This is a genomic window from Gemella sp. (assembly GCF_057272915.1).
In genome coordinates this window covers 130,980-152,109 of record NZ_DBHIUF010000003.1, presented here as the reverse complement: position 1 = coordinate 152,109, position 21,130 = coordinate 130,980, and the positions used below count along the sequence as shown (strand labels likewise).

18 protein-coding genes are annotated in these 21,130 nt (G+C 29.7%); 1 reads left to right on the top strand and 17 read right to left on the bottom strand.

Annotated elements, in window-relative coordinates; all coding sequences use genetic code 11:
• Nucleotides 1-271: 271 nt before the first annotated feature.
• From ACO6OL_RS02535 to ACO6OL_RS02460, 16 genes are all read right to left on the bottom strand, one after another.
• Nucleotides 272-1,732: a DEAD/DEAH box helicase gene (locus tag ACO6OL_RS02535; protein WP_314160125.1), complete on the bottom strand. Its 1,461-nt coding sequence runs from the start codon at nt 1,730-1,732 to the stop codon at nt 272-274.
• Between the two features lie 383 nt (nt 1,733-2,115).
• A complete protein-coding gene (locus ACO6OL_RS02530) occupies nt 2,116-3,066 on the bottom strand; it encodes a serine hydrolase (RefSeq protein ID WP_485502007.1) in 951 nt (316 codons plus the stop codon).
• A 209-nt stretch (nt 3,067-3,275) separates the two neighbouring features.
• Nucleotides 3,276-4,031, bottom strand: coding sequence for a GNAT family N-acetyltransferase (locus tag ACO6OL_RS02525; RefSeq protein WP_485502006.1), 756 nt, complete (start codon nt 4,029-4,031; stop codon nt 3,276-3,278).
• A 38-nt stretch (nt 4,032-4,069) separates the two neighbouring features.
• Nucleotides 4,070-5,236, bottom strand: a complete 1,167-nt coding sequence (locus tag ACO6OL_RS02520) for a tetratricopeptide repeat protein (RefSeq protein ID WP_314160128.1) — start codon at nt 5,234-5,236, stop codon at nt 4,070-4,072.
• Nucleotides 5,237-6,184: a polyprenyl synthetase family protein gene (locus tag ACO6OL_RS02515; RefSeq protein WP_314160129.1), complete on the bottom strand. Its 948-nt coding sequence runs from the start codon at nt 6,182-6,184 to the stop codon at nt 5,237-5,239.
• A gap of 17 nt (nt 6,185-6,201) precedes the next feature.
• Nucleotides 6,202-6,588 (bottom strand): hypothetical protein, encoded by a 387-nt coding sequence (locus tag ACO6OL_RS02510; protein WP_314160130.1) that lies wholly within the window; start codon nt 6,586-6,588, stop codon nt 6,202-6,204.
• Between the two features lie 222 nt (nt 6,589-6,810).
• Nucleotides 6,811-6,999, bottom strand: a complete 189-nt coding sequence (locus ACO6OL_RS02505) for a hypothetical protein (RefSeq protein WP_314160131.1) — start codon at nt 6,997-6,999, stop codon at nt 6,811-6,813.
• A 134-nt stretch (nt 7,000-7,133) separates the two neighbouring features.
• Nucleotides 7,134-7,589 carry a DUF4064 domain-containing protein gene (locus ACO6OL_RS02500; protein ID WP_485502005.1) on the bottom strand — a complete coding sequence of 152 codons (456 nt, stop codon included), beginning with the start codon at nt 7,587-7,589 and terminating at the stop codon, nt 7,134-7,136.
• Nucleotides 7,590-7,724: 135 nt separating this feature from the next.
• Nucleotides 7,725-8,021 (bottom strand): hypothetical protein, encoded by a 297-nt coding sequence (locus ACO6OL_RS02495; protein WP_485502004.1) that lies wholly within the window; start codon nt 8,019-8,021, stop codon nt 7,725-7,727.
• 200 nt (nt 8,022-8,221) lie between these two features.
• Nucleotides 8,222-9,451 carry a sensor histidine kinase gene (locus ACO6OL_RS02490; RefSeq protein WP_485502003.1) on the bottom strand — a complete coding sequence of 410 codons (1,230 nt, stop codon included), beginning with the start codon at nt 9,449-9,451 and terminating at the stop codon, nt 8,222-8,224.
• The gene (locus tag ACO6OL_RS02485) at nt 9,444-10,121 is read right to left on the bottom strand and encodes a response regulator transcription factor (RefSeq protein ID WP_485502002.1); all 678 of its coding nucleotides are present in this window, start codon (nt 10,119-10,121) and stop codon (nt 9,444-9,446) included. Before ACO6OL_RS02485 ends, ACO6OL_RS02490 begins: the two co-directional genes overlap by 8 nt.
• Nucleotides 10,122-10,457: 336 nt before the next feature.
• Nucleotides 10,458-10,601: a methyltransferase gene (locus ACO6OL_RS02480; protein ID WP_485502001.1), complete on the bottom strand. Its 144-nt coding sequence runs from the start codon at nt 10,599-10,601 to the stop codon at nt 10,458-10,460.
• 27 nt (nt 10,602-10,628) lie between these two features.
• Nucleotides 10,629-11,210, bottom strand: a complete 582-nt coding sequence (locus ACO6OL_RS02475; protein ID WP_314160137.1) for a methyltransferase domain-containing protein — start codon at nt 11,208-11,210, stop codon at nt 10,629-10,631.
• 190 nt (nt 11,211-11,400) lie between these two features.
• Nucleotides 11,401-12,339, bottom strand: coding sequence for a carbohydrate kinase family protein (locus tag ACO6OL_RS02470; RefSeq protein ID WP_485502000.1), 939 nt, complete (start codon nt 12,337-12,339; stop codon nt 11,401-11,403).
• A 1-nt stretch (nt 12,340) separates the two neighbouring features.
• Nucleotides 12,341-13,651, bottom strand: coding sequence for a glycoside hydrolase family 32 protein (locus ACO6OL_RS02465; protein ID WP_485501999.1), 1,311 nt, complete (start codon nt 13,649-13,651; stop codon nt 12,341-12,343).
• Nucleotides 13,641-15,143: a sucrose-specific PTS transporter subunit IIBC gene (locus ACO6OL_RS02460; RefSeq protein ID WP_485501998.1), complete on the bottom strand. Its 1,503-nt coding sequence runs from the start codon at nt 15,141-15,143 to the stop codon at nt 13,641-13,643. The genes ACO6OL_RS02465 and ACO6OL_RS02460 overlap by 11 nt, the downstream gene beginning before the upstream one ends.
• 223 nt (nt 15,144-15,366) lie before the next feature.
• Here ACO6OL_RS02460 and ACO6OL_RS02455 point away from each other — a divergent pair, with 223 nt between their 5' ends.
• Nucleotides 15,367-17,127 (top strand): glycerophosphoryl diester phosphodiesterase membrane domain-containing protein, encoded by a 1,761-nt coding sequence (locus tag ACO6OL_RS02455; protein WP_485501997.1) that lies wholly within the window; start codon nt 15,367-15,369, stop codon nt 17,125-17,127.
• A 45-nt stretch (nt 17,128-17,172) separates the two neighbouring features.
• Here ACO6OL_RS02455 and ACO6OL_RS02450 read toward each other — a convergent pair.
• Nucleotides 17,173-21,130: leucine-rich repeat domain-containing protein (locus ACO6OL_RS02450; RefSeq protein WP_485501996.1), on the bottom strand; the 3,958-nt coding region annotated here is incomplete at its 5' end.

The following is a 21,130-nucleotide window of genomic DNA, read 5'->3' as shown; positions in this document are numbered from 1 at the left end:
ACTTTCACAATATATTATACATTAAACAATTAAATTACTCCAGTAATATTTAAACAAAAGTATACAACTATTTTTTTATAGATAAAAAGGGAGTGACTCAAAAATCGTGATTTCAGAGAAATCGATTTTGTCGAGTCACCCCCGCACAGTTTATTAGATATCTAAAAAGCTTTTATAAAGCGAATTTAGATGTCAATAAACCACTGCGTCTATGAGTTCGCATATACACTTTTTTTAAATTTAGGACTTTTGGGTCAGCCCCTTTTCTATACTATTTATTCTGCATTCTACGGCCTTTTTTATCGAAGAATTTTTTATCTGTACCACGACGTTCATTACGATTTTTCTTATCTCTATTATCTGAACGTCGGCGTCTATCATTTCCTCTATTCGAACGTCTACCTTTATCTTGTCTACGAGGAAGTGGTTTTTCAAATGATAATTCCACATCAACTTCTTTTTTATCATTTATTAATTTACTAAGTAATATAGTTATAACTTTCTCCGCATTAGTTTCAGCTAACAATTTATTAGCTAAACTATTAAATTCTACATGATTGTTATCCATTTCTGAGATAACTTCATCGAATAATCTATTGTGGCGTGCTTTTTTCACTTCTTCTTGTGAATATGGACGTAACATCTTCATTCTCTCTCCACGAGAACTTTCTATATCTTTTAAATACGGCATTTCTACAGGATTTAAAAACGTTATTGCTACTCCAGATTTTCCGGCACGACCTGTTCTTCCGATTCTGTGAGTATAGCTTTCTACATCTTGCGGAATATCAAAGTTATATACATGTGTAACATCACTAATATCAATACCACGAGCAGCAACATCAGTTGCAACAAGAATTTGTAACGAATTATTTTTAAATTTACGTAAGATTTCCAAACGTTTTGATTGAGTAATATCTCCGTGCAATCCTTCAGCTAAATATCCTTTTGCGATTAAAGCACTTGCAAGTTCATCAACACGACGTTTAGTTCTTCCAAAAACAATCGCTAAGTTTGGATTTTGAACATCTAAGAAACCAACTAATGTTTCTAATTTTTCATTTTCTCTAGCAATTGTTGCATATTCTGTAATATCCGGTTTCAGCTCTTCATCACTCATAGTTTTTATAAGTTTATAATCATTCATGAAGTCTTTTGAAAGTTCCATGATTGTTTTTGGCATAGTCGCTGAGAACAACAGCGTTTGATGTTTTGATGTTATCTTTGATAGAATAAATCTAACATCTTCGATGAATCCCATATTTAACATTTCATCCGCTTCATCTAGGACTAAATGTGTTAATGCGTCTAATTTTATTGTTCTTCTATTAATATGGTCAATCACACGACCAGGCGTACCTACTATTATTTGTGGACGTTTTTTCAAATCTTGAATTTGTCTTTCAATACTTGTTCCACCAAATACGATGCTAACTTTTAATCCTTTCGCTCTTGACATAAGTCGAAGCTGTTCTCCTACTTGTTGAGCTAGTTCTCTTGTTGGGGCAAGTATTAATGATTGTAATTGATCATTACGCCTTACTGTATCTACTAACGGTATTCCAAAAGCACCTGTTTTTCCTGATCCTGTTTGTGCTTGTGCTAAAATATCAATCCCTGATAATACATATGGAATTGTTTCTGTTTGAATACCAGTTGGAGATATAAAATTCATATTGGTTAGCGACTGAACTGTCTCTTGACTAACCCCTAATTCTTCAAATGTTGTCATTTGTTTCTCCTTAATTTATCCGATTTTATATACTGTCTTATTTATATAACCTGTTAATTATAGCATGAAAATTGAAAATAATAAAGGAATATGGATAAACATCAAAAAAAACTCGACATCCCCTTCAATGCTGAGATCTTAAAAATACATAATAAAAATAACGAGAGTGACTCAAACATCATCATTTCGAAGAAATAAGATTTTGTTGTGTCACCCCCTCATAAAGTTTATTAGAAATCTACAAAACTTTTATAAAGTAAATTTAGATATCAATAAATCACTGTATTATAAGAAACTTTTTTTGAAATATAAACTTTTGGAATCAGCCCCATTATAACCTTAGCTTCATTGAGAAAAACAAATTCCATATTCATATTTTCTTACTACATATTTTTATTTGTAATCTCATCAATTTTTTTCGCAATATTTTTTATACTTTGTCCTGAGTTATTCAAATTATTTGTATAGATTAACAACATATAATCCTTATCACCAAAAACTATAGCCGTATCATGATAATTCGTCTCTATAGCTCCATACTTACTAGCTACTTTCTTATCAGGTATCCCCTCTTTTATCCATTCACCGTCATCTGAATCCTCAAGATACTTTAGTAATTCTGGATATTTATCTCGTTCTTTATACAACTTAGTCCATACTACTTCCATCATCGCTGGAGTGATTCTGTTTTTTTGAGCCTCTGCTTGTGGTAATGTTACACCTAATTCTGCCAAATATTTAACAACAAAAGCCGATGCAGTCGCACTATTTCCCATCAACATATTTGTAGCAGTGTTGTCAGAATACTGAATCATGTTTTGAATAACATAATCTAATTTATAACTATCTTGCTTTGTATTGTTTGTTATCTGACCATTACCCTCTTCTAAAAACTTCGGATTATAATATATATCTGCATCCTTAGATAGTTCACCATTTCTAATACGATCATATATCTTCATTGCATAAATAACCTTAATTGTACTAGCTGCAGTAAAGTAATGCTTATCCTCTTGTGCATATCTATATCCTGTAGAAAAGTTCTTATAAACAATACCTATCTCGTTATTACCTTTGTATTGTTCTAGTAGATTTTCCATTGCTTCATTCAATTCTATCTCACTAAGCTTTTTATTTTCAACAACTGGTTCTTCCTGTTTATTTTCTTCATTCTGTGCTTCTTGTTGAGCCAGTTCTTGCTGTTTAATAGCATCTTTCCTAGCCTTAATCTGAGCTCCTGCTGAAAACACTCCATAAATAATTAACAGCACCGCTGTTGACTCAATTATAAACTTTAAAATTCTTTTCCCAACTCTCTTCACTACTTTACTCACATCCTTTACCTATTTACTATTTATATTAGTGTACTACATATTAACTATTTTAACAATAATAACACGAAAATAATCTTAAAAATAAAATTTACATTTCAATTGAAAATTTATCTTCTTTAAAGCCCTTGAACTATACTTATTCTTTCTAAAGACTTATTTCAATTGTTAAAAGAGTAATCCAAAATTTTTTGAATTACTCTTTTATAACTTTATATATTAGTTTTCAAATAAAAATCTTGCTCCGCTATCTTAGTAAACCCTATGTTCTCATACATATATTTTGGAGTATCATTAGCATCCACTACTAGAATTACATTTTCTTTTCGTTCATTATTTATTGCAAAACTAATTATGTGTTTAGCTATACCACGATTTCTATATTCAGGTGCTATATATAGATTATCAATTTCAAAAAAATTATTTTTAACGATAACATTAGCTGAACCGATTATTTTTTCTCCGTCCTTAGCGACAAGTTGTTTAATATTCTCAGATCTAATATCTTCATAAAGTATCGTCTGATTGTGCTCAGCCCATTCTTCATTGCTTGATTCCATATCTATTTTGTATTGGAATTTTAAATATCTATTTAAATCTGGTTTCTGTAGATATTCAACAGTAAACTCACTTATCTCCTGTTCTACAAAATCTCTAATATTCAAATAATATAGATACAGATTAATCTCACTAAAACTTTCCTTTTTTAAATATTTTTTTAATTTCCTTGATAACGTCACATTCTCCATTGCTGCTAAATGAATAAAGTTGACCCCTTTATCTCTAAAAAAGTTTCTGCATGAAGAGACATAATATTCAAGCTCTTCTATCGTAGTAGGCTCTTTTTTCATTAATAAATAATTTCCACTAAAGTATAACTTAGACTTTATAGTTTGATAGATTACATAACTATCAGTTTCTACAGCCGACTTTGCTCTGGAATAAATATCCTTAAAGCTATAATCCATAATTCACACCTCCTATTCTTAATGTAATTTATCTTATACTAATGATGTCCATGTGGACCATGATGATGTTCAAAATGATTAATTATTTCTAAAACTCTTGAACTTCCAGTCAAATCATAAACATTTCTTAGAGTTTCTACATATGTTGGATCATCGTGTAAAACATCAAAATAAGTAACCACTTCTTCTTCTACAAAATCGATATAATCTTCCTCTTCTGACAGAGCATTTAATGCTGCACCTAGCAGAATCGGATCATCTTTTAGCAACGCATTACCATTATATAAATCATAGATTTTTTCATACTCATATAATGATTTAAGCGCGTGTATAGTTATAAATAATGTTTCTTCCGAAAGACCTTGAGCTGTTAATACCTCTTGCATTAGCGTACGAATAGTGTCATATTGCTGATCTTCTTTATACAGAGAAATTAGATGTAAATAACCGCTAATAGCCATTCCCTGTAGTTCTACATATTTTTCTAAGTATCTCTTAGCCTCATCACCTTTTGACATGTGCCCTAAATGTAAATATGCCTCTGTAAAATCAGGATCAAGAGCAATAGTTTTTAATAGGTGCATTTTAGATTTTTCTAAGTTTTGGATTTGATTATATGCGAATGCTAAAGAGAATAAAATTCCTGGATCCTCATATCCTCTTCCGTTTTGATTATAGAAATCAATAGCCTCTTCAAACAATCCTAAAGCAAATAAATTATCAAATGCAGTTTGGAAATTCTCTAAAGATGGTTCTTCATAGAAAATTCTCTCACTTAAGCTTCTAGCTTTATCTTCTCTTCCTGTTGTTAAATAAATCCCTACTAACTCTTTATCAATTGCACGAATAGCCTCATCAAAATCTGTTCCGGCTCTTGCAGCTAAGAACTTTTCTTCAGCAATTTCATATAATTCATCTTCTAAATATATTAGACCTTCTTGATATAAAATCGCGGGTGTTTTTGGAGAATTATACAATACTACTAACGCATCATCTTTCTTATCTAGATAAAGAAGATTGTGAACATATCCTTCAATAGCTGTGTCCTCTTCTCTGTTTTGTTCATAAATTACTCTTGATAATTCTAAACATTCATCAAATAACCCATTATCTAAAAGTACTGTACGAAACTCCTCCTGCTGCTCTCTATCTAATGCAGAAAAATCTATATCTTTTAATTCCTCTAAAAATTTTTGTAAATCCATCTAATTATCTCTCCTTGCTAACTTATTCATTATAAAAGTTAATTCAGTTTTTACAGTAGAATCAATATTATCGATACTCTTCTGAGCTTTTTCTAAATATTTTCTACTTATAGTCAATGTCTCTGATAAAATCCTATCATTATTTTTTATATAATTTATAATATTTTCTTTTTCTTTTCTACTAGTTCTTTTTGTGAAATTATTAAATAATTCTGGATTTTCTTTCTTCGCTATTAAAGCTGGCAATGTAATATTACCATTCATTAAATCTTGCCCTACCTCTTTTCCAAGATTTTGCGCTCCTCCTGCAAAATCTAAGTAATCGTCAATTATTTGATAGCTCATTCCTAAATAGTAACCAAATGAAAAAGTACTACGTATGTCTTCATCAGAAGCTTTAGCTACTATACTTCCTGCCACACAAGAGAAGGCAATTAATATCGCTGTTTTTCTCTTAATCTTCTTAAGGTAATCTAGTCTTCTAGTCTTAATATTATACAAGCCATCTTCTTGGATAAGCTCACCTATACAAAGTTCCTTTAAAGTCTCTGTCAAATAGATGTGTATTCTCTCATCTTCGAACTTAGCAACTTCTCTTAAAACTACTGCAAAAAGATAGTCTCCTAAATAAAGGGCAAATTCATTTCCATACTGTTTATTCATTGTAACACTTCCACGTCTTGTATCAGCATTATCAATAATATCATCATGAATCAAACTAGCAGTATGAATTATTTCAACTATACTAGCCATCCGAATTATATCTTTTCTATTCAATTCAAAATTTCCTAATTTGGCACACATAAGTAAAAGAAGGACTCTAACCCTCTTTCCACCATTCAGAAAATACTTCTTGATAATTTCATTTAATCTATCATCTTCACTTCTAGTAATATCAAAAATATCTTCTAATACATCATGTACCAAAATTTCATACTGTTTTAACATTCTATTCTCCATTAATCTTATACAAAGATCACCGCTTTACTATCAAATTCTTGAAACTCGATATTATAAAAATTAAACCATGTCTTTATTATACTTAAATAAAACTCTTCCTCACTCATTCTCTTAGTAAGAATTTGAAAGTACCCAACTCGCATAGTTTCAGTCAAAATACTTAACTTATCCAAATCATCTTTTAGTAAACTATAATACTCAAAACTAAAATAATCTCCAAGTAATATTGACTTCGACTCGATAGGTTCGAATCTAGCACTGTGGCTGTGCAAAGAACTTAAAGCACAAAAAATAGCCGTATTATATCTCTCGTTATCAAAATTATATTTCTCTATAAAAGGTATAATATTTAATTTTTCTATTAATCTTTCATTATAACTATATTTTTTCATAATAAATCCTTCATTATTTATCTGTATAAATTATACCACAATATTGTAATTTATTAAAATTTGATTAACTACATTTCAAACAAAAAAATTTATACATTGAATATCCCCGATGATAATAAAAATTAAGAGCAACCTTAAAATCATGATTTAAAAATCACAATCATAAAGTTACTCTATAAATTTATTCATTTTTAAAAATCAATATATTACTATTCAATAAATCTATATCTTTTCTACAACTAATTCTGTATCGTTATTTTTTAATATTTTTATTGTATTAAACTCACTTATTAATATTAAAAACATTACTAATGTAAGAATTGCTTTAGTAGATATATTATCCGTATTATTGCTAATCATACCTAGAAATACATAACAAATTATACTATTATGCCAATTAGATTGTTTCATATACTCCGAATTTTTAAAGTTTATATAAAGACTATATAAACTTATTAATATTTGACAAAACAATAAAATATTACTTAACATACACATTCACCTTTTTTAAAATATAGTAACCTAAAGCATTCTCAAATTTATTCTTACAAATAATTAACTGTTTCTTGATATTCCGCAGGTCTTTCTTTTCTAACAAATAGCATAATAGCTACGATGAAGTAGAATAGATATACAGGCACTAATAACCCTACTGTTCCAACAGCCACTACAATCGCTAATAATAAGAAAAGTATTCCAGATAAAATACGTTTTTTCATTAGGAATGTCGCTAATAGTGCAACTACAACTAATACGATTAATAGAACTGAATACATCTTAATCCCTTGAATCGTATAGTCAATTATTTGTTCAGCCGATAAATTTACTCCGTTAGAATTTTTAGCAATTTCATCTTTAAAAAGATTTAAAAATTCCTGGTTATCTTTTATAACTGAAATTTTAAAGAATGACCCATACGCTAAAACTCCCGTTAATACTATTAAGATAATATTAGCAATCCATGCTAAAACTTTTTCTACTGTTCTTTTGAATGGTTTCATAATAAACCCCTCCTTCTATAAAATCAAAAGTTTTTCCTTTTACTAATTATAACACAAAACGTTCTCATAATATATAACAAATTACCTGAATTAGCAAATTTTCTACTTGAAATGATAGTCTTTAAATTTTACTAATTATAAATTTTTATTATCTATGCTTTCATCTTCATGTAAATTTTTATTTCTCTCCAGATACTTTTTATAAAATAACATATGGCATAACCCTACAAAAATGAATAAACCAAATAAATATAATATCTCCCTTGTAATTTGATAGTCATCAATCGTTAGCAATGCTATAAATAAAAGGATTATCACCTCAATACAATACAAAATAACCGCTATAATTCTATGGATTTTATTCAACTTCTTTAGTGATTTTTTTCCATCATTAACAACCCCAATTAGAAAATCAAAAAATACATCAAACATAATTTCTTCTCCTTTATATTCCTCAAAAAATAAAATTCATCTTCTTAATAATATTCAACTTTAATATTTTTATATTAATTAGGGATAGTATATCATATTTTCTACTAATTTCATTTTTTCTATACATGTTTTTTACCATAAACTCTTATTTTTATATAAAAAATCCTCCAAACCGCATGGTTTGAAGGATTACAATCAGTTTAATGTCGTTCACCAAGTGTAAATCTCATCTCGATTTTAAAAACACCATCTTCTGGTGAGTAAGCACGTATTGTTTCTCTATGTTTTTCTGCAATAAGCTGTGCCATAGATAACCCAATACCGTAACCTTTGATTGTACTATTTCTTGATTCATCCAAACGATAGAAACGATCAAAAATCTTACTTAAATCACCTTTTTTAACATCTGCTTTATTTGAAACCTTTAAAATAGCATTCTTTCTATTTTTCTTAAGACAGACTAGTATATCACTATCTTCAGGTGCGTATTTAATAGCATTTTCTAATAAAATATCCATCAACTGAACTATAGAATCCTTTTCACCATAATAATTTAAACCAGAATCTATGTCGATTGCTATATATTTTTTCTGGAAGTTAGCTAACTCATTAAAATCCTCAATCCTCGATTTCAAAGCTTCCGTTAAATTAAATTGTGCTCGCTCGACGGAATCTTTTTCTTCCATTCTACTGAATACTACCAAACTGTTAACTAAACTTGAAAGACGCTCTACTTGGTTATGAATATTATTTGTCCACTTAGAGTCCCCGTGTTCCATTTCTAATACATCAGCATTAGAACTAATTATAGCTAATGGCGTCTTTAACTCATGACTAGCTCCCGTTATAAATTGCTTCTGTTTTATATAAGTCTCTTGTATTGGTGCTATAACTTTTTTAGATACTAAAATAACCAAGATAAGTACTGACACTATCACAACAAAAGAGATTAAAATACTATTTTTCAAAAATGATTCAAAAGAATCCAATTCACGTTGGCAATTTAAAAATAGTATTAAATTTCCAACGTTTGATTCTACTTTTAAAAATCTATAACTACCGATGAAACCACTCGTTTTTCCCACTTTAATAGCTTCGATTACTTTATCTTGCAAGGCATCTTGATCTGGCAATAAAGAATCATCACGATATGCCTTTATTACCCTTCCGATATTATCAACTTTAGCAATAGAAAAGCCATTATAATCTGTAGGACTAGATGAATTTTTCGTAATTACTAAATCATCTCCATCTTCTGTAAAGATTTTAATCAACGCCTGAGATTTTGAGGCTTCTAAAAGAGTTGTGTCTATTCTTTCTTCTAACTTATTAAAATTTATAAAATTTAATGTAATAGCCAATACTGCTACTACAACAGCTACACTCCCAACAGCTGTCGCTATAAATTTTTTCCTAAGACTCTTAAACATCTAGCATCTCCAGTGTATATCCTATATTCCTTGTAGCTTTGATTTGAACATTAGCATCTAACGCTTTTAATTTCTTTCTTAAATACGATATATTAACCCATACTACATTAATTTCAGAATCACTATCATATCCCCAAATTTTTTCTAAAAATTGTTCAGTTTGAATTACATTTCCTGGATTTCGCATTAGTAATTCCATCATTTGATATTCTTTATTAGATAATCTTACTTTATCTTTTTCTGTAGATAACTCAAATGTATATTTACTTAAACTCACATTTCCTAATTCTAATACATTACTTGTAAATGTAGATTGTCTTCTTGTCATTGAACGTACTCTTGCTAACAATTCTCTTGTAACAAAGGGTTTAGTTAAGTAATCATCTGCCCCACTATCTAATCCATATACTTTATCTTCTATTTCTGATTTAGCTGTAAGTAATAATACAGGAGTACTTTTTTTATTTTCCCTTATTTTTTTTACAACTGTTACTCCATCCATCTGCGGCATCATGACATCTAAAATTGCTCCATCGTATTCATCTAACATTAGATAATCATATGCATCTTGTCCATTATCTACTACATCTACAGAATAATTATTATGTTTTAACATTGCTTCAAGTGCATCTGCTAAGTCTTTCTCATCCTCGGCCAGTAATAACCTCATTGACTTTCACTCCTAACTATACTTTTATGTTATTTTCCTAATATAAATCTATTATATATATACTAACTAAAATTAAGTTTAAACTATTATTTAATGTACAAAATATATATTAACGATTTTTTAGTGAAAATCCTATGAAATCTTATACATTTTGTAATATATATAACAAAAACAATGAAGAAGTTATCATTACGATATATTATACCAAAATTCAAACTTATATTCTCATTTTAACAACAAAATTTTTTAATTATTAGTTTCTTCTCATTTTACCTTATTTTGTCTATACATGTCAAAGTTAGTGATTAACATTTTCTAAAACATTAGCCAAAATAATTATTTCCTTCCAATAAGTAGTCCACTTTGAATATAATCTTTCATCCCTTTACCATAGCCCCATTTTTCTGCGTACTCATCCGTAACATCAGAATTAATAATCTGGAACTTAGTAAACCCTGCTTCCCTGATGATATCAGCCATCTCTTCTTCCAGAAGAGCACCTGCTACTCAAGTGCAATGCATTCTGCTAGAATTTTTCCATTCTAATGGCAATTCCTTTTTCAAAATGATATCAGATATTACAAACATACCATCTTCTTTAAGAATACGATATATCTCATCATAAACTTTTTGCTTATCAGGTTCTAGATTGATAACACAGTTACTAATAACTCTATCTACAGCTTCATTTTCTAATGGGATATTGATTAATTCACCTTTAATAAACTCTATATTATCAAACTTCTTATTATCACAAACTTTCTTTGCTTTTTCAAGCATCGAATCTAATCTATCTAATCCATATAACGTTCCTACTTTAGGATTTTTCATCTTTGTTATGAAAATATCCATTCCAGCTCCACACCCTAAATCAATTAAAGATTGCCCTTCTTTAATTTTCAGGTGATTAATTGGATTCCCACAAGAAAGTCCCATATTAATTTCATCAGGAAATTCATTAATAATTTTTTCATCATATCCTAATGATTTACTCAGTTCTTTCGGATCAATTTTTGTCTTTTGTTTGTTTTTTGAGATATTATCATAGAAGTTATCAACTGATAATCTTATTTTTAAATTGTTTTTCATACTTTCACCTATCTTTACTTCATTACTTACTTTAAATTTATTTCCCATCTTTATATTAACTAAAGATTACATCTACTAGTTTTATTAATTTCTTTTCATTTTTTAATTATTTAACACTAATTCTACCATAATAACCCGTATTTTTCTATCCAAAAAAATAAGCCCTGACTAGGACTTATTTTTTGAAAAATTATATTAGTTTATTGTATTCTTCTTCTGTTAAGTAACTTGAAATTGCACCTATTTTTGTAGTTGTTAAACTAGCATAGTTTGTCGCAAATGTTGCCATATCTGACAGTTCTTCTTCTGAAATATTATTAAGATCTTCATGATTTAATAGTTTAGATAAGAATGAACCAGCAAACGCATCACCTGCACCAGTAGTGTCAACAGCTTTGATATTAGGTATTTCAGTTACTACTTTATGATTTTCATAATAAACTTCTGCGCCGTGTTCTCCTTTAGTATAAAGAACAACTTTCATGTGGATGAAGTCTTTTTTTAATGCTTCTTCGATATTAGTAGTTCCAGTTAGGAATTCTAATTCGTTATCAGCAACTTTAATAACATCAACATAAGGTAAGAATTCTTTAATAGTTTCAAAGTATACTTTGTGATCGTCCCACAAATTGAAACGTAAGTTAACATCAAAAGAAATTAGCACACCTGCTTCTTTAGCTTTTTTCAGTAATAAATGATGGCTATCTTTTGATTCTTCTTGAATTGCGATACTTGCAAAGTGAATTGCTTCAATTTCCGATAAATCTACTTTCTCTACATCTTCCTTACTAATTCTTAATGTTGATGAACCTTTGAAGTAAAAACTAAATGAACGGTCTCCAGTTTCATCTAAAGAAACAAATGCTAATGGTGTAAAACTATCTACTTTACGACTCACATATCTACAATCTACATTTTCATTTTTTAAAGTATTTTCTAGGAAATCACCAAAACCATCTTGTCCTAATGATGTTAATAAATAACTCTTGTGTCCTAGTTTCTGTGCAACACACGCAACATTAGCTACACAGCCTCCAGCCTCTTTTTTAAATGATTTTACTTTATCGATTGTTCCTACACCTTCTCCAATAAAGTCAATTAGCATTTCTCCTATACATAAAACTGCCATTTTAGTTCTCCTCTCTAATTTCGATTGCTCCAAGTTCTTTTGCTACATAGTTAGTAGCTAATATTTTTACATCGTGATTTTCTGGATAGAATCTTGTCGAAATTGTAAATGATCCACCATTAGCAAATAATTCAATTGATGAACTATCAAATACTATTTCTACATCTTCTAAATCCAATTTATATTTTCTATCATTTCTTCCGTAACCACTAGTACCAAAAGAAATTTTTAATTCGTTATTTTCATAGCTTACTTTAAAATCAGCTACACTGATCTCAAAACTTTCTCCATGTTCTTGTTTATAATACCATGTATTTTTATTAAAGTCATTAGTTTTAATATTGCTACCTAATAAATCTTTCACCGATTTATGTAAGGTTTGTCTAACTTTTCCATCTTTATAATTTACTACACGAGGCACTGTTAGACAGTTTTGATAACCAAACTTTGTAGTCGGATTTGTATAACTACTATCCGGCACATACATCCAACCGATTAGTATACGATTATTATCCTCATCTAAAAATGTTTGTGATGCATAAAAATCATGTCCATAATCTAATAGTGTGAAGTTATCTAATTTATCAACATTCTCAATACCCTCTTCTACAACAGAATATCCAATTTGATACATATTTTCATAATATGGGTACATTCTTGTAATACCTTGAGGTGAAAACATAAATATTTCTTTTCCATCTACTTCAAAATAATCAGGACATTCCCACATGAATCCTAGATTTTTTTGTGAATAGATTGTTTTATATGGTTTAAGAGTATCTTTATCGTATACTAATAAACATCCATAATCATTACTATCTCTAGCACCTAGCACTAGATATTTTTTTCCGTTTTTTTCAAATATCTTCGGATCTCTAACATGATTTGACATATTAGGATAATCATCTGTTGTTAATAGACATTTCTTCTCAGTAAAATTAATTCCATCTTCCGTTTCAAAAGATATGGTATTATGACCACGTCCAGCATGAACATAGTCATAATCTCCTTTATATTTCACATTCCCCGTGTAATAGAAGACTAATTTTCCATCTTCTATATTGGCACTTCCTGAATACACACCATGTGTTTCTTCTTCAATAGTTGGTGTTAAGAAAACGCCACGATCTTCATAATTTTTTAAATCACTACTAGTATAGTAATACCATAATTTTAATCCACCATTTACTTCATAAGAATATTGGTGAAAAATATGGTATTTTCCGTTAAAGTAAGCTAATCCGTTAGGATCATTTAGCCAACCTTTAGTAGGTTCTAAATGAAGATTTTGTTTCCAGTTATTAGCTAGCATTCACAAGTTCCTTCTTAGTTTTGAAGAAATATGCTGTTACTGAGAATGAAACGATGAATGATAATGCTAAACCAATACCAAATGTTGACCAGTGGTTTGCAGGAATTGATAAGAATCCTGGAAGACCAGCTGCTCCTAATGCTGATGCAAATACTTTGTTTAATCCAATCCATGCACTTCCTACAGCACTTCCTGCTATAGCTCCATAGAATGGATATCTAAGTCTTAAGTTAACCCCGAACATAGCTGGCTCTGTAATACCTAATAATGCAGAAATACCAGATGCTGATGAGATTGATTTCATTTTTGTGTTTTTAGAGAATACTAATACTGCAAGAACCGCAGCACCTTGCGCTACATTAGACATAGATGCAATTGGGAAGATAAATGTTAATCCTGTTGCAGCTAGTAATTGAGTTTCTATAGCTGAGAAGCTTTGATGTAATCCAGTGATTACGATTGGTGCGTAGAATAAACCGAAAATACCTGCTCCTACGAATCCACCTTGCATATATAACCATTGTAATCCTTCACCTAATAAAGTACCAGCTTCACGAAGTACAGGCCCCATCCATGCAAATGTTACGAATCCAGTTACAAATAATGAAACTAATGGTGTAGTTAAGTTATCTAACCATGATGGAGTTACACGACGTAAGAATTTTTCAATTGTTGCTAATAACCAAGCAGCCGCAAGAATTGGTAATACAGTTCCTTGGTATCCTACTTTAGCAATCTTAAATCCGAATACATCCCAGTATTGAAGAGAAGTAAGTCTTTGTAGACCATCAACTGCTTGACCACTTTGGTTTACGATATCTAAAGCTGGAGCAAGAAGTTGATTTGTAGATGGATTTAATTTACCAAATACATAGAAGTTCATTACATCTGGGTGAACCATTAACATCGCTAGTGCAGCACCTAGATATGGATTACCACCAAAACGCTTAGTAGCAGAGAAACCAATTAATACAGGTAAGAATACGAACGGTGCATTAGCAAATACGTTAACCATATCAGCAAGACCAGCAATACCTGGATTAGCTTCAATAACAGATTTACCAGTATAGAATAAATCTTTCGCTGTTAATACATTGTTAATCCCCATTAAAAGACCACCAGCAACGATCGCTGGGATAATCGGAACGAAAATATCACTTAACATTTTTACAAAACGTTGTAGTGGATTTCCTTTTGGTTTTTTAGAAGTAATTTTTTCTCCTTCTTCTTCACTTGAAGCTTCTCCTTTGTATAGCTCATTGTACTTAGCGTATACTTGTTGAACAAGACCACTTCCAAAGATTAATTGAAGTTGACCGTTATTAAAGAATACACCTTTAACACCTTCGATATCTTCTAATTTTTCTTTATTATACTTTTTTTCATCGTTTAATTCTAAACGAAGACGCGTTGCACAGTGAACAACAGATCGTAAATTTTCTTCACCACCACTATGTTCAACTACTTCTTTTACAACTTTTTTTAAGTCCATAGTTCTTTCTCCTTTTATTTTTTATATTATATAATGACATTTAACTATTACCAAATTAAAATGGTAACGTTACTTTTTATTGTACACCTCTTTACATAATATTGTCAAGAGAAAGAAGTAACGTTACCATAACTATTTTTATTAATACTGCTATTCCTTGCTTGAAAATAGTAATTTTGATATAATCTAAGAGCATAACAATACTTTAGAAAGTGAGGTTGTCATGGATTTTAAGATTTATAATTTATTTACCAATGTACTAAAAAATATAAATCGCTATAAGTTCACCTATATTTCAGTAGCCGCTTTTATACAACTTATTCTTATCTGTGCTTTATGGATAATCTCTAGAATTTTCCAACTTGCGCTTACCCTCGCTGGTGAAGAGCATTTAGATAAAAACAATATTCTTAATATACTGACAAATCCCTATAGTTTTGTAATATTGAACATATTAGTGCTTATAGTTGCTTTCTTCATGTTTATAGAGTTTTCGATACTTACTTTCACTATATATGGACAGTTAACAGATAAGCAATATTCATTTAGAAGTATTTTTTATAATGCTTGGGATAAAACGAAAAATCTTGCAGGTTTTCAAACATTATTTTTTATAGTCTATTTTCTTATAACTATCCCCACAATTAATCTTGGCGTAAAATCTATACTTGCTAAGAATTTATTTGTTCCAAAATTTATAAGTAACGAGATTATGAAAACTAATAGTGGTCTTATTATTTGGGGACTTATAATGATTATATTAGCCTATATAAATCTTAGATTGATTTTCACCCTTCCACTAACGGCTGTAGGAGATGAAAAAATTCTAGATAGTATTAAAAGAAGTTGGGAGCTTACAAAAACAGGAAAGAAAAAATTTTTATTTACAATTGCTATTTTTGAAACAATATATGTGGTTATTGCTGGTAGTTTAATTGCAGCTATAACATTTATATGTATCTATTTAGATGAAAACGGAAATAATCCAATAGTTCAAACTCTGTTTTTCTCAGCAATTAGTGCTATTATGTTCTTTTTAGGAGCAATCTCAAAAGTAACAGTTATCACCTCACTAATAACTATTCTTATAGACAACAATGAAATATCGGAAAAACTTGTTAACAATCTTAATGAGAATAAAAGAAAAACAAAAAAAGTAATGACTTTTACAACAACAATTATTGTTTTTGTTGCTATTTTTAATGGGTTTAATATATACGGAAATGGAGTTAATAAAAATATTGAAACAGTAGCACATCGTGGATATGTTGCTAAAGGTGTTGAAAATTCAATTGAAGCTCTTGAAGGTGCTGCTGAAGTAGGAGCTGATTATGTAGAATTTGATATAATTTTAACAAAAGATAATAAGTTCATAGTTATGCACGACTATAATCTAAAAAGACTTGCTGGAATAAACAAACGTGTTCAAGATATGAACTTTGATGAAATTGTCGGCTTACCGATAAAACAAGGAGACTATACTAGTAAAATTCCGTCACTAGAAGAATTTGTAACTAAAGCAAAAGAGTTAAACATGAAGCTTGTAATTGAATTAAAACCTCATGGTACTGAACCATCAAATTATATCGATATACTGATTAATGAAATCAAAAGACTAAAACTTGAAAATTATAAATTTATGTCGTTAAATCCTAAAGTAGTAGAAGAATTAGAAACAAAAGCACCAAACTTGGAAACAGGTTATGTAATTCCACTTCAATTTGGTAATTTTTCAAAATCAAATGTCGACTTCTTTGTAATTGAAGATTTTTCATATCGAGATAGACTTGTTGAACAAGCTAACACTCAAAATAAGAAAGTTTTTGTTTGGACAATCAATGATTCAGTACTAATTACTAAATATCTCCGCAGTCCTGCAAATGGTATCATTACCGATGAACCTGAGCTTATTAAAGAAGAAAAAAATATTTTAGAAAATGATTATACTTATTATGATAAGATACTGAGACTTATTAATATATAAAAAATATCGACCAGAACTTTTATATCCTGGTCGATATTTCATATATTATCCTAAAATTTTCTTAGTTACAGTTTCTAATACTGTAATTTGTTCTTTTAATTGCTCTTTGGTTGCATCTTCATTCAACAACTTAGTAGCCAACGCTCTTGCTTGTCTATATTCCTTTTTTAAATCTGGACTGGCTTGAGCGTACTTTTCATTTCTTAATAAATTATTATCTACCAATGTTTGCAACTTAGCTTTTAACTGCTCAGCTGATTCTGTAATATTCTCTTCTACAGTAGATTCTTTCCCTTCATTACTATTTAACTTATCTATTTCTGATATCAATGCTTTTAAGACTTCTACTGTTGTTGCTTCTTTAATTCTCTCGAAGTATTTTGTCTTATCTTGAATAAATTCAGAATTTAAAACCTTACTCTTAGCCTCTTTTTTAACTTCTTCTAGTTCCTCAGTCATAGAAGTTGAATTATTATTTGGCGGAATTACTTCTGGAGAATTACTATTCTTCTGAGCATTTGCAACTTTTAAAGTTTCTATAGCATTAGTCAGTTTTTTAATTCGTAATTCCAATTCAGTTTTTTCGACATCCACCTTAGTTAATGTTTTTTCAGCATTCTTTCTTGAGTTCAACCAAGCAGTTTCTTCCCCTGTCCCTTGCATTTTATAATTAGATTCAGTTCTTAAGTCTTTTGCTACAAGATTCTGTAGTTGTTCTTTTAATTTTTTGACATCTTCATTGACCTCTGGCTGTGTTCCGTTATTTGAATCTTGAACTTTTGGTTTTTCTGTCGTCATTGAATCACCATTAGAATTCTTATATACATATGTTATTTCTGTTTTTTCTCCAATTCTATCATTAAGTACACTAATATCTTTTACTTTAACAAATGTATACCCTGTTAAGTCAGCTTTCCCTACTGAAACTGGGAAGTGACTATATGCTTTTAATACTCTATCTTCAGCAATCTTTTTACCAGTTTCATCTTGATATTTAAGTGTTATAGTTTTTACTACTAAGTCTACTTGACCACCTGTTTTTTCAACAATAGCATGTACTTTATGAGTTGTATCAAAATTAGTTCCATCCACCGCAAAAGTATAAGTGAATTTCATATTCTCTTTTAAATTACCTGGTAAAATTATTTCAGCAATTTGGAATGTTCCGTTTCCAAGAATACCATTATTTACACCACTCTTACCTGCAAGAACCATTTTAATAAGATCGCTCTCAGCTCCTTCTATAGGCCACTCTACTCCATTTTGGTCAACTATCTTAACTTTTGTTTTTACTTCATTTAAATTAGCTCCGTAAAGGTGAACTTCAGTTTTTTTGCTAACTTGATTCGATGCTACAGTTGTTTCAGTTTTTTCTACCCCGTCATTCACAGCACCAGTCCCACTTGTTCTATATGAAGTAATTGTTAAATTTGATAATACTGGTTTGCTAGTATCTTGACCTTTTCCAACTACAGTAAAGGTAGGTTTATCGCGTCTATCTCTTCCTTCTAACGTAGTGATATTGACTTCTTTACCATTTTGATATATTTTCACTTTATATGATTTTGAAATATTTGTATTATTTTCCGGGAAATTAATCTTTGCTACAAGATCATTATTGCGTTTTTCATATACTACGCTATTTGTTAATGGAGTGTTTTCTTCTATTGAATCCGCATTGAATACTCTAATTTTCACATTACTAGTTGTTAAATTACTCCCTTTTAAAACTAGGCTTCCTTCTCCTCCACCTTGAAGAACTTCATTTTCTAGTGAATAATTTGATATTTTAGCTTCCTCTACAAAGGCTTCTTGTGTTTTTTCTAAATATTTATTTGTTTCTGCACCATCTACAGTTGCTACAAATTTATATTTAACTTCTTTATCAGTTTCATTTTTTGGAACAGTAATAGTGTAGCTCACTTTATTAGTTGACTCAGTTAAAAATTTATCTATTGTTACCTTCTCTGTTTTTACACCATCTCGATAAGCAACGAGTCCTACTTTATTTACATCTGTATTTTTAACTTCTACATCAAATAATAATAATCCACCTTTACCTGATAAATTTTTTGTAACTATTGCTTCTTTAATAGTTACTATATTACCATCTTCTGTTTTTGGTTTTTCTGGAGTTGTTCCTGGGTTACTCTCTCCTGGTTTTTCTAGAGCTGTTCCCAGGTTGCTTCCTTCTGGTTTGTCTGGTTTTGTTTCCGTATTATTTTCGCTAGGAGGAGTTACCTTCCCTCCTACTTTTTCAGCAATTGCTCTGACTTCCTCTATAGTTTTTGCTCTATTTAACTCTGCTCGTAATTTTAACTTATCTTCATTATCTTTATTTGAAGAAACAATTAGTTTTTTAACCTTTGTTTTTTCACTTCCAACAATAGTCGCCTTAGTTTTTTCTGTTAAGTTTGAAATAGCTGCTTTCAATTGTTCTTTAGTAGCATTTGGATTTTTAAGTACTTTTTCTGCTTCTGTTCTAGCATCTATCCAAGCATTATTAGCTGGTTGATTGCCTTCATTTGCTATATATCCTTTTTCAGTTCTAAGTTCTCTACTTGTTAATTTTTCTAGCTCATCACGAAGAGATTTATTTGATGAAGCCACACTTTTTACATTCAATTTTATATTATTTACATCAATGTTAGTTTCTTCAGATTTATAATCTTCTTTATCTACATATAAAACTTTTAAATTAACTGAGAGTTTTTTATTAGCAAATTCTTTCATAACATCATCAGTTACACTTAACGTAACTTTATTTGTCTTTTCATCATAATTTGCTTTTACTTTATCATTGTCTGAAGTTACTTTGATTGTTCCTTCTTTTGCATGTGATTTCAATCCCACTATAGGCATATCCATTTCAACAGAATTACTATCTAATATATATTCTCTGTTTAAATCAACATTTTGTTTAGAAAGATTGACATATTTTAATGCTGTTAGTTTTTCTAATGAAGAATAATCACTAATTTTATTACCTTGCACGTTTACATCTGATAACTTAGTTAACTTACTAAAATCAATTTCAGAAATATTATTATTACGTAAGTACAATTCTGTAAGTTCCACTAAATCTTTCACTACTGAAACATCTGTTATTTTATTTTTATCTAGATAAAGAATTTTTAGATTTTTTGCATTTTTCAACACAGATATATCTTCAATTCTACTGTCATTCGCCATGAATGTTTCTAAGTTCACAAGATTTCTTAAGACTGAAATATCTGGAATGTTAGTATCAGATAATCCTAGCAATTTAAGTTTAGTCAAATTAGCAATAGCTGAAATATCACTTATTCTTTCTTCACCAATATTTCTAGCAAAATCCAATGATTCTAAATTCGTTAAATTCTTAACTGCATCAATATTTTTTATTTGGTTATGTGATAAGAACAGATGTTTCAAGTTAGTCAATCCTTCAACTGGTGAAATATCAATAATATCATTATGTGATAATCTCAACAACTCTAGGTTCTTCAATCCTCTTAATGGCGATATGTCTCTAAGTGCTCCTCGGGAATCATCTGGATTTCCTGAAATAGTTAATTGTTTTAAATTAACAGCTTTCTCTAGTCCAACTATACTCTTAATTTGTTGATCACCTACAAATGATTCAAAAGTTTCTTCGTCAAACCCTCTTATAGCAAAAGATTCCAACTGTTCCATATCTTTTTCATATATTTCTGTATCATTTTTATCTTTTCTATAAGATTTATCTTTAATTTTTATATTAAATTCTCCAGCTAAGCCATCATCTTCTTCATCTACACCCTTATAATCTTTCAACTTTTTAAGTAGAATTCGTTTTAAATTAGCATCTTCAAATTTTACTACTTTATTTTCTTCCTTCTTCCCAGGTTCATTTTGCTCATTAGTTTTTTCTGGTTTCGGTTGTTCCGGTTTCACCTCTGGTTTCGGCTGCTCTGGTTTCACCTCTGATTTCGGCTGCTCTGGTTTCACCTCTGGTTTCGGTTGTTCCGGTTTCACCTCTGGT